Source organism: Luteibacter sp. (assembly GCF_036499525.1).
Classification (GTDB): domain Bacteria; phylum Pseudomonadota; class Gammaproteobacteria; order Xanthomonadales; family Rhodanobacteraceae; genus Luteibacter.
This window is the reverse complement of sequence record NZ_DASYDO010000025.1, coordinates 52,039-62,696: the sequence shown is the minus strand read 5'-3', so window position 1 is coordinate 62,696 and position 10,658 is coordinate 52,039. Positions and strand designations below refer to the sequence as shown.

Genomic DNA, 10,658 nt, shown 5'->3' with positions numbered 1-10,658 from the left:
TCGCCACCGCGGCGAACTGCTCGACGAAGGTCGGCGCCTCGAAGGTCTTGTACATGAACATGGATGGCACCCCTTTCCGGCAACGGAGTGCGACGGTAGCAACCGCCATCGATGCTTGGCTTTAGGACAATTCTGAAAAATGGCACCGATTTCCTATAAGAAATGTCATATGGGCATTCATCGGTGAAACTGACGCGCGAGCGGGCATAATCGCGCCATGACCGACACCTCGGACCTGGCGCGCCTGCGCCATATCGGCTGGCGCGATGCCGCCCTGCCTGACGATCCACGCCGCCTCGCGCGGGTGGTGGCGCAGCATCGCGCCGGCTATGAGGTGCACGACGGGTCGTCGGCATTCAATGCCCAGCCCGCGGGGCCTTTCCTCAAGCGCGGCCTGGACCCTTCGCTGCGCCCCGCCGTGGGCGATTTCGTCCTCCTCGACCACGCCAGCCATCCGGTGATCGAAGAGGTGCTGCCGCGTCGCTCGGTACTCACCCGTGCGGCGGCGGGAGAGCGTTACGAACGGCAGATCATCGCGACGAACATCGATTACGTGCTGGTGCTCACCGGACTGGACGGCGATTTCAATCCCTCGCGTATCGAACGCTACCTGACCCTCGTCGAAGGTTCAGGCGCCCGGCCGGTGGTGTTGCTCGGCAAGGCCGATACCGATGTGGACATCGACGGTGCGATCGCCGCCCTCGTCCCGCGTCTGCCGGCGGATGCCGTCGTGCATGCGATCAATGCGAAGGATCCGGCCACCGTCGGCCTGCTCGCGCCGTACCTCGGTCCCGGTATGAGCGCGGTCCTGGTCGGGTCGTCCGGCGCGGGCAAGTCCACCCTCACCAACACGCTGCTCGGCGAAGAACGCATGGCCACCAGCGCGGTGCGCGCGCACGATAGCCGTGGGCGGCATACCACCACCCATCGCGCGCTATTGAGCCTGCCGGCGGGTGGGTGCCTGATCGACACGCCGGGCATGCGCGAACTCAAGCTCACCGGCGAGGAAAACCTCGATCTCTTCGCCGATATCGAGGCGCTGGCCGCGCAGTGCCGCTTCGCGGACTGCAGCCACGGCAACGAACCCGGTTGCGCGATCCAGGCGGCACTGGCGTCCGGCGAACTCTCGCCGCAGCGCTGGCGCAATTACCTCAAGCTGCACGACGAACGCGAGGAACAGGCGGCGACGCTCGAGGCCCGCCTGAAGCGCAAATCGGGTCCGAAGCCCGGCGGCAAGCCACGACGCGGTGACTGGTCGCGCGATGGCGACTGATCCCTTGGCCTGACGTTCTGTGCGTCGCTGCCCGACATACAGGGAAGGCGATCGTGAATAACGTGCCTTGCTCCTATCGCAGAGCAAGGAGCAAGGCATGGTCAGGAAGACGTTTGGGCACGGCGCGCTGGCGCTGGCGCTAGCCGCCACATTTACCACGCCGTCGTCACCCCGTGCCGCGAACCTGGTCGTGCCACGCGGCACGGCGGAAGTCCTGGATCCGGGCAACGTCATGCATGCCACGGGCCCGGGCACCATGGCGGCGAAGGTGGAGCCCCGCGCCACGCTCGATGCGGAAGATGCGAGCTTCATCAACGACGGCGAAGGGACACGCACCGCGCGCGCCTACGGCGTTTTCGTTTCCGACGGTGGCGGCCTTTCGCTGGCCGGCGGCCATGTCGTCGCGAGCGGGTCCTGGGGCATCGGTATCCAGGCCCAGCGCGGGGCAGTGCTCGATCTCGACGGCACGCACGTCGCCACTGCCGGCAAGGCGGGCATGGGTGTCGTCGTGCTGGGCGAGAGTGAAGCTTTCCTTCGCGGCGCCCGCGTCGAGTCGCGGGGAGCGAACGGCATCGGCCTTCTTGTGACGGGCGCATCGCATGTCGTCGTCACGCGTAGCGCTGCGCTTGCAGACGGCGCTGGCGCGACGGCACTCGCACTCGACAGCGGCCAGGTGCACCTGCGCGACAGCGTGCTGCATGCTCCCTACGGCTACGCCATCGGCACGCGCTTTCACGGCGACGGCGGCGCGCGCGTGCAGCTGGAGAACAGCACGGTGCGCGGGCGGATCGAAAGCGGAGGGCCCGGGCTCTCGATCCATGCCACCGGGGTCAGCATCGACGGCGATGTAGTGCGCGGGGGAAACGGCGAGCTGGACCTGCGCCTTGCGGGCGGCGTCTGGCGTGGCCGTGGTAGCGGGCTGACTGCGTTGTCCCTGAACAATGCAGCGTGGACGCTCACGGGCGATAGCGACGTGCGCGAGGTTCGTCTCGAACCAGGTGGCCACATCGACTTCGATCGCTCGCAGCCAGGCTTCCGGACACTTCGCGTCGGCAGGTGGCATGTTGACGCGACGACGGCCGGCGTCGCGTTGGGTACACGGCTGGATGCGGGCGGCGCGCTGCGCCGGCAGGCCACGGACCGCCTGCTCATTCAGGGCGATGCCATCGGCCGCGCCGTGCTGCACGTGGTCACTGTCGGCGGAGCAGGTGCTGCGACGGCCGGTCGCGATGGCGCGAACGGGCCGGGTGACGGCATCAGCATCGTGCAGGTGGGTGGGGCCGCGAATGCCGAATCCTTCCAACTTGCCGGCGGCTATCTGGCGGTCGGCCCGTGGCGATACCAGCTGCAGGCGTATGAGCCGGGCCGCAGCGATCCGGGACAACGCCTGGTCGATGGCGAAGGTGGCAATTACTGGGATTTCCGCCTGCAAAGCGTACATGCGGGCGTCGCGGCGTCGCGTGCCGCCTTCGCGCCGCAGGTGCCCGCCTACCTCGTGTTGGCCCATGCGATGTTCGGTTATGGCCGCTCGGCCATGGACGCTCTGCGTCCCGTCGATGTCACGTCGTCGCGCGAACCCGCCTTGCGCGTGCGGGCCTTTGGTGGCGACGCCGGGTATCGCAACAGCCTTTCCCACGCATCGTATGGCGTGGATTACCAGCGCCGCGATCGCGGTCTGCAGATCGCGGGCGACATGATAGTCCACGCCATCGGAGACACCACGCTGCGTACCGGTGCCGCCATCTCCGTGGGCAACTCGCATATCGCGCCGCGTGCCACCGACGGCCGCAGCGACGTGCGCGCGGATGCGCGCGGCCTGGCATGGCACGCGGTGCTGGCCACGGAAAGCGGCTGGGAACTGGCATCCGCTTATGGGTTTACCCACTACCGCATCGACACGCATACGCCCGCGCGGGGAGAGGTACTGCCGCGCCTGCTTGCAAACGCGAACGACGCGATGGTTTCCGGGGCGTTTCAATGGCGGCCCTCGGCGCGCCTCCTCATCGAACCCGGTGCGTCGGTCCTGTGGCAGCGCCTGCGTTTCAGCAGGGCGCGCGATCGAGACGGCATTGAGTTGTCGGTCGGCTCGCCACGGCGCGTGACGATGCGCGCCGGTGCCAGGGCATCGCTGCTGTTCCTGCCCGAGGGAAAGGCGGTCCATGCATGGTCGCCCTACCTGGACTTGCGCTACGGCATCGCGCGAGACGCTGGCGCCGCGATTCGGGCATCCGGCGAACGCTTGCCCACGGGCCGCGGCAATCGCGCCGTCGACATGGCGGCAGGCGCGGCATTCGAACTGGGAGCGCACTGGACAGCGTTTATAGATGCCACGGCACGCGTGGGCCGCGGGCGTGGCGGCGAAACGGGCCGTATGGGTCGCCTTGGCGCGGCCTGGCACTTCGAGTGAGAAGTATGTAAAGGATGTTTGACACGACGTCAGTGAGGACCCAGGATGACGTAAAGCATGCTTGACATGCTTCATCCAAAGGGGATGGGATGGCGATGCGCGCCGTGCACAAGACTACCGCACACGATGAACAACCACGTCCGTGAACTCCGTACCCTGCTGGGCTGGTCGCAGGCCGACCTTGCAGAGAAGCTCGACGTATCACGGCAGACGGTGAACGCGATCGAGACCGGCAAGTACGATCCTGGCCTGCCGCTGGCCTTCAAGATCGCGAAGTTGTTCGAACGGCCCATCGAATCCATCTTTAGCCCTGGGGAACAGGCATGAAGCGAGCGCCACGGATCGCCATCGTCGTCGTCATCGTCGCCGCCGCGCTGGCCGGACGACAGTGGATGCACCATGGCGGCGAGGCATCGTCGACCAAGTCCGGGCCACCACTCGCGGCGACGAAACCGGCGCCTCCACGCGTATGGAAACTGGGTTCGCTGGAGCTGAAACCCTGCGAACTTGCGCAGCCGCACTCGGGGCTGTCGACCGCCGCGTGGTGCGCGCCGTTCGAGGTGCCGGAGGATCGCGCACACCCGCAAGGACGCCGGATTTCGTTGCGACTCGCCATCGTGCGCAGCAGTGCGCAGGTGCCCGCGTCCGACATGGTCGCCTTCATCGCCGGAGGCCCCGGCCAGTCGGCGGCGGAGAGCTACCCGGCGATCGCTCCCGCAATGGCGCCGCTGCTCGCGCACCGCAACCTGCTCCTGCTCGACCAGCGCGGTACCGGCGGATCGCATCCGTTGAGTTGCCGCGACGACGAGCCGGGCGTGCCGGGGGGCGTGGAGGACGAAGGCGGCTTCGATGCCGAGGCCGTGCGCAAGGAAACACTCGGCTGCCTCGAACGGCTTTCGAAGGACGCCGACGTACGCTTCTATACGACCACCGACGCAGTGGCCGACCTGGAAGACGTACGCCGTGCGCTGGGCTCCCCTCTGTTCGACCTCATCGGTGTTTCCTACGGCACCCGGGTGGCCCAGCAGTACGCGATGCGCCACCCGGATGGATTGCGTACCCTCATTCTCGACGGCATCGCGCCGAACAGCCTCGTGCTCGGCGAGGACTTCGCGGTAAACCTCGATGCGGCGCTCAAGGCGCAGTTCGCCCGCTGCCGCGCCGACGAGGCCTGCCGCACCCGGTACAGCGATCCTTACCAGACGCTCTACCAGCTGCGCGACGCCTTGCGCGCCAATCCCCACAAGGTGAGCTTCCGCGATCCGCAAAACTATGCCTCGGTGCAACGGGTGCTCAGCGAATATTCGCTGGCGACGGTGGTGCGCATGTTCGCCTACTCGCCGGAAACCGCGGCGTTGCTTCCCTTGTCCATCGACGCTGCCGCCCGCGGCGACGTCGGTCCGCTGCTCGGCCAGGCCAAGCTGCTCACCGGCGACCTCGGCGACACCATGGACGGCGGCATGCAGTACTCGGTCATCTGCTCCGAGGATGCCGACCTGCTGCGTTCACGTCCCGAGGACAAGGACACCATCCTCGGCGACACGATGATCGAGGCCTTCCGCACGGCGTGCTCGGTATGGCCGCACGGCGCCCGCCCGGCCGACTTCCACCAGCTGCTAAAAACCGACGTGCCCGCGCTGCTGATGTCCGGCGAATTCGATCCGGTCACACCGCCCCGCTACGGCGACGAAGTGCTGAAGGGCCTTCCCAACGGACGACATGTCGTCCTGAAGGGGCAGGGCCACAACGTGGTGGCGCGGGGATGCATGCCGCGCCTGCTGGACCGCTTCATCGACAAGGCCGACGCGAAGGGTCTCGACGCGAGCTGTATCGATCGCCTGGCACCCCTGCCTGTCTTCGTCGGCTTCAACGGAGCGACCCCATGATCGAGGTCAAGGACCTGCACAAGGCATTCGGCGACGTGCGCGCCGTGAACGGCGTGAGCTTCACCGCACGCGATGGCGAGATCACCGGCCTGCTCGGACCCAATGGCGCGGGCAAGACGACCACGTTGCGCATGCTCTACACGCTGATGACGCCGGACGCCGGGCAGGTACTGGTCGACGGCGTGGACGCGGCAGTCGACCCGCTGGCGGTGCGCCGCCAACTCGGTGTGTTGCCGGATGCGCGCGGCCTCTACAAGCGACTGACGGCGGCGGAGAACATCGATTATTTCGGACGGCTCCAAGGCGTGCCCGAGGGTCTCCTGCGCGAGCGGCGCGAATCGCTCATGGACGCCCTGGACATGCGCGACATCGCCGGCCGCCGTACCGAGGGTTTCTCGCAAGGCCAGAGAGTGAAGACGGCGATCGCCCGCGCGCTCGTACACGATCCACGCAACGTGCTGCTCGACGAGCCGACCAACGGACTCGACGTGATGGCTACCCGCGCGATGCGCCGCTTCATGCACCGGTTGAAGGACGAAGGGCGCTGCGTGCTCTTCTCCAGCCACATCATGCAGGAGGTAGCCGCGCTGTGCGATCGCATCGTGGTGATCGCGCACGGACGTGTCGTCGCCGACGAAACTCCTGCCGCATTGCTGGCGCAGACCGGCGAAGCCAGCCTCGAGGACGCCTTCGTGAAAGTCATCGGTACCGACGAGGGCCTCGCCGCATGAATGCGTTCTGCACCGTCTATTGGAAGGAAGTGCGCGAGAACCTGCGTGATCGCCGTACCCTGGTCAACGCGCTCATCACCGGGCCGCTGCTGGGGCCGGTGATGTTCATCATGCTGATGAACGTGCTGATCAACCAGCAGCTGGCGAAGTCCGACCGGCCGCTCGCCGTGCCGGTCATCGGCGCGGAACTGGCACCGAACCTCGTCGCCGCGCTCAAGGGAGCGGGCATCGACGCCGCCCCGGCACCGGCCGATCCGGAAGCCGCCGTACGCGAGCAGCGCACGGATGTGATCGTGCGCATCTCGCCCGCGTATGTGCGCGCCTGGAGCAAGGGCCAGGCCGTGCAGGTGGAGCTGATCTACGATTCGTCGCGTCGCGACGCGTCCACGCCCATGATGCGTGTGCGCAACGCGGTAGAGGGTTACGGCAAGCGCGAGGGCGCGATGCGACTCATCGCACGCGGCCTGTCGCCCACCACCGCATGGCCGGTGCAGGTGGCCGAGCGCGACCAGGCCACCTCGCAGTCGCGTTCCGCGTTGATGTTCTCCTTCCTGCCGTACTTCTTCGTGCTCACCGTGTTCCTCGGTGGCATGTACCTAGCCATCGACCTCACCGCCGGCGAGCGCGAGCGGCAGTCGCTGGAACCGCTGTTCGTGAATCCCGTGTCGCGGTGGAAGATCCTCGCCGGCAAGCTCGGCGCGATCTGCACCTTTTCGGTGGTGAGCCTGCTGCTCAGCGTGACCGCCTTCGCCACGGCGCCGTGGTTCATCCCCACCGACAAGCTGGGCATCGCGCTGGACCTCGGCTTGCGTTTCGGCGCGCAGGTAGTGGTGCTGATGCTGCCCCTGATCCTCCTGCTCGCCGCGCTGCAATCGCTGGTGTCCGCCTTCGCCAAGAGCTATCGCGAAGCGCAGACCTACCTGTCGATCCTCATGATCGTTCCGGTGCTGCCCAGCGCGCTGCTCTCGGTGATTCCGGTGCGCGCCGAGCCGTGGATGTACGCGGTGCCGCTGCTGGGGCAAAACCTCGGCATCGTGCAACTGCTGCGCGGCGACGGCGTACCTGGCTGGCAGATGGGGCTTTGCCTCGCCGGTGGATTCGTCGCGGCCATACTCGCGGTATGGGCCACGGCGTGGATGTACCGCTCCGAACGCCTGGCCATATCTGGCTGACGTGGTTGCGTAGGAGCGCGCCTTGCGCGCGACAGCTTTTCGCAAAGAGCAACAGGCCCTGTTGCTCTAGGCCCCAAAAGATGTCGCGCGCAAGGCGCGCTCCTACGTCAACGCCAGCGGACGTCCACGCCCACGAGGAAACTCCGCCCCGGTGCAGGTTCGTAATACCGGCCATTCCCGTCGTTGACGATCACCGACCCGATCACATGCCGGTCGGCAAGATTGTCCACGCGCGCGAAGGTATTCACCCGCCACGGGCCTTCGTCGAACACGTACCCGCCCGATAACCCGAACAGCGCATAACCGGGCGCGGATTCGGTACCGAGGTCGTTGACCGAGGTGGTGCCCATGGCGTTCATGTCCAGGCCCGCCTGCCATCCACGCGCGTCGCCGTAGTTCAATGCGGCATATCCAGTGGAACGAGGAACGCCCGGGATGTGCGTGCCGGCCTGCACCGGTGTGTCCGGCGCGGGGCACCCCGCCGATACGCAGGTGAGGAAGGGCGTGCGGAAACTTGCCTGCAGATGCGTGTACGAAGCGACGAATCGCAGGTTCCTCGCCAGCTCGTCCTTGAACGACGCCTCGATGCCCTGGCGGCGCGAGCGCGCGATGTTCTGGTAGGTCGTGCGTCCGCCGAGGTTCGTCGCCACGGCAAGTTCGTCGTCGCTGTCCGCGCGAAACACGGCGAGGCCCGCCTCCATGCTGTCGGTCGGGCGCAGCTTGAGGCCAAGCTCCGCGTTGTGCGAATGCGAGGGCTTGAGGTCGAAGGCGAGGCCGGGGCCACGGTCGGCGCGGTAGCCCAGTTCCGAGAAGGTCGGCGTTTCGAAGCCTCGTCCCCAGTTCGCGTACACGTGCATCCACGAGGCCGCGCGCCAGAGCACGCCGAACACCGGCGTGGTCGCCGAGTACTTCACCGTGCCGCTGTCGTCGGGGTTGCCGGCCGCCATGTAACGGTCGGTGGAACGGAAGCGCACGTCGCTGTGCCGGGCACCGCCCATCAGGGTCCAGTCGTCGGCCACGCGCCAGGTGGCCTGTGCGTACTGGTCGAAGTCGAACACGCGATCGATCTCGTCGCGGCGCTTCGCGCCACGCACGCCGAGCGTGTCGCCCACGAAGTTCTCGTAGCCCTGCCGATGCTGTTCCTGGTTGTCGTAGGCCACGCCGGCGGCCAGTTCGAACGGCCGCCCCGCGAGCGTGTCGTGCCATGTCCAGCGCGCGTCGCCGCCACCGTACTCGTTGTCCAGGTCCACCACGCCGCCGGAGTTGCCCGGCTGCGAGAGCTGGGTGGCGATGGGAATCGAAAGGTATTGCGTCACGCCGCGCTGGCCGTAATAACCCATCACGCGCAGGCTGTTGGCCGCGTCGATGCGCTGGTCGTAGATGAGCCCCGCCTGCTGCTGGTCCGCCGACTTGCGTGTGTTGAACGTGTCCGCGGCCGTCGCCACCTGGCGCGGATCGGCCTTGTACTGCTCGCGGGTGAGGCCGAGGGGGTCCTGCGCGTCCGGTACGTCGAGGGTATTCACCACCACGGTGAGCTTTTTATCGTCGTCGATCTTCCAGCCGATCTTCGCGTTGCCCGATTCGCGCCGCGCCGCGCTGTGGTCGCGATAACCGCTGGTGCGGAAGTGGGTGAAATCGACGTTGTAATCGACGGGACCGTCCACCCCGCGCGCATTCACCGAACTGCGAAAGTTGCCGTTGCTGCCCCCCGCGACGCCGAAGCGGAGTTCCGCGGGATCGGTGCCGTCAGCGGTGAACAGCTGCACCACGCCACCCGAGGCGTTGCCATAGAGCGCAGAGAACGGTCCGCGCAGGACTTCCACGCGGTCGGCCGAGTCGAGGTTGAAGTGCGACACCTGGCCCTGGCCGTCAGGCATGCTGGCCGGGATACCATCGGTATAGAGCCGCACGCCACGGATGCCGAAGGTGGAGCGCGCGCCGAAGCCACGGATCGATACCTGGGTGTCCTGGGCGTAGTTCTGCCGGTCGCGCGCCACGATGCCCGGGATGGCCTGCACCCGCTCGGACAGATTCACATCGAGCGACCCGTCGGGCGGCGTGGCGGCCACGTCGATGGCGGCGGGGATGTCGTAGGGAGACTGCGCGCTGCGCGTCGCGGTCACGACGACCGGGGCAAGCCGGACATCCTGTGCGGCGGCCATGCCGCACAGCGCAAGCAAGATACCGCCCGCCAGGGGACGAAGGTGGGGCAGGGACATGTGCTGGGTTCCCGGGGAAGTGGGGCGGTCATGATGCGTAAAGAAGTGTATGCGTTATCTCAATAGCGCATGCTAGCCTTTCCGCCCATCCCCCTGAGAGGTAGCGGTGCCGCCATGAAGAAGTTCACGAAGAAATTCATCATCGCCAATATGGTCGGCCTCGCCGCCTCCTTTGGCGCCCAGGCATACCAGGCCGATCAACCGGCCCAGGCCACGCCGCCAGCCAGCGCCGGGCAGGTGGCTTCGAACCAGTTGAAGGCCGCAGTCGACGGAAGCTGGCGTTCGGAGAAGAACAAGGCGCGCGACCCGTACCGCCACCCGGAGCAGATGCTGACCTTCTTCGGCATTCGTCCGGACATGACCGTGATCGAGATCTGGCCGTCCGGCGGCTGGTTTACGGAGATTCTCGCGCCATTCCTCCATGACAACGGTCACTACGTCGGCGCGGTGCCCCCGGACTCGAAGAGCGCCGCCGCGCTGACGAAGCGGTTTGGCTTCGACAAGGCGCACTTCGGCAACGCGAAACTGGTCGAATTCAACGACAAGGCCCCGAACCTCGGCCCCGACGGTTCCGCGGACATGGTCCTGACCTTCCGCAACGTGCACAACTGGGCAGCCGGCGGCAGCGCAGACGCCATGTTCAAGGCGTTCTTCAAGGTGCTCAAGCCAGGCGGCGTGCTCGGTGTGGAAGACCATCGCGCGGACAAGGGCAAGAAGCTCGACGAGGTCGTGAACACCGGCTACCTGCCGACCGATTACGTCATCAAGCTGGCGACCGACGCGGGCTTCAAGCTCGACGGGCAGAGCGAGATCAACGCCAACCCGAAGGACAACCACGACCATCCCAAGGGCGTGTGGACCCTGCCGCCGACGTACGAACTGGGCGAGAAGGACAAGGCGACGTATGCGGCGATCGGTGAGTCCGACCGCATGACCTTGCGTTTCGTAAAGCCCAAAACCGCGAAGTAAG

The 10,658-nt window shown here is 66.8% G+C and carries 8 protein-coding genes; 7 read left to right on the top strand and 1 reads right to left on the bottom strand.

Going from position 1 to position 10,658, the window contains the following annotated elements:
- Nucleotides 1-217: 217 nt before the first annotated feature.
- The 6 genes from rsgA to VGM71_RS05135 all read left to right on the top strand — a co-directional run bounded on the left by rsgA (nucleotide 218) and on the right by VGM71_RS05135 (nucleotide 7,469).
- Complete coding sequence (rsgA, locus tag VGM71_RS05160) at nucleotides 218-1,273, top strand: ribosome small subunit-dependent GTPase A (RefSeq protein ID WP_331542748.1); 1,056 nt, start codon at nucleotides 218-220, stop codon at nucleotides 1,271-1,273.
- A gap of 97 nt (nucleotides 1,274-1,370) precedes the next feature.
- A complete protein-coding gene (locus tag VGM71_RS05155; RefSeq protein WP_331542747.1) occupies nucleotides 1,371-3,680 on the top strand; it encodes an autotransporter outer membrane beta-barrel domain-containing protein in 2,310 nt (769 codons plus the stop codon).
- 126 nt (nucleotides 3,681-3,806) lie between these two features.
- Nucleotides 3,807-4,007 (top strand): helix-turn-helix transcriptional regulator, encoded by a 201-nt coding sequence (locus tag VGM71_RS05150; protein ID WP_331542746.1) that lies wholly within the window; start codon nucleotides 3,807-3,809, stop codon nucleotides 4,005-4,007.
- On the top strand, nucleotides 4,004-5,566 hold the full coding sequence (locus VGM71_RS05145) for an alpha/beta hydrolase (protein ID WP_331542745.1): 1,563 nt from the start codon (nucleotides 4,004-4,006) through the stop codon (nucleotides 5,564-5,566). Before VGM71_RS05150 ends, VGM71_RS05145 begins: the two co-directional genes overlap by 4 nt.
- Nucleotides 5,563-6,297, top strand: coding sequence for an ATP-binding cassette domain-containing protein (locus tag VGM71_RS05140; protein WP_331542744.1), 735 nt, complete (start codon nucleotides 5,563-5,565; stop codon nucleotides 6,295-6,297). The genes VGM71_RS05145 and VGM71_RS05140 overlap by 4 nt, the downstream gene beginning before the upstream one ends.
- Complete coding sequence (locus VGM71_RS05135) at nucleotides 6,294-7,469, top strand: ABC transporter permease (protein WP_331542743.1); 1,176 nt, start codon at nucleotides 6,294-6,296, stop codon at nucleotides 7,467-7,469. The genes VGM71_RS05140 and VGM71_RS05135 overlap by 4 nt, the downstream gene beginning before the upstream one ends.
- A gap of 107 nt (nucleotides 7,470-7,576) precedes the next feature.
- Here the strand turns inward: VGM71_RS05135 and VGM71_RS05130 are convergent, their stop codons facing one another.
- A complete protein-coding gene (locus VGM71_RS05130; protein ID WP_331542742.1) occupies nucleotides 7,577-9,688 on the bottom strand; it encodes a TonB-dependent receptor in 2,112 nt (703 codons plus the stop codon).
- 114 nt (nucleotides 9,689-9,802) lie between these two features.
- On the opposite strand from VGM71_RS05130, the gene VGM71_RS05125 reads away from it, so the two are divergent.
- Nucleotides 9,803-10,657 carry a methyltransferase gene (locus VGM71_RS05125; RefSeq protein ID WP_331542741.1) on the top strand — a complete coding sequence of 285 codons (855 nt, stop codon included), beginning with the start codon at nucleotides 9,803-9,805 and terminating at the stop codon, nucleotides 10,655-10,657.
- Nucleotide 10,658: the final 1 nt, after the last annotated feature.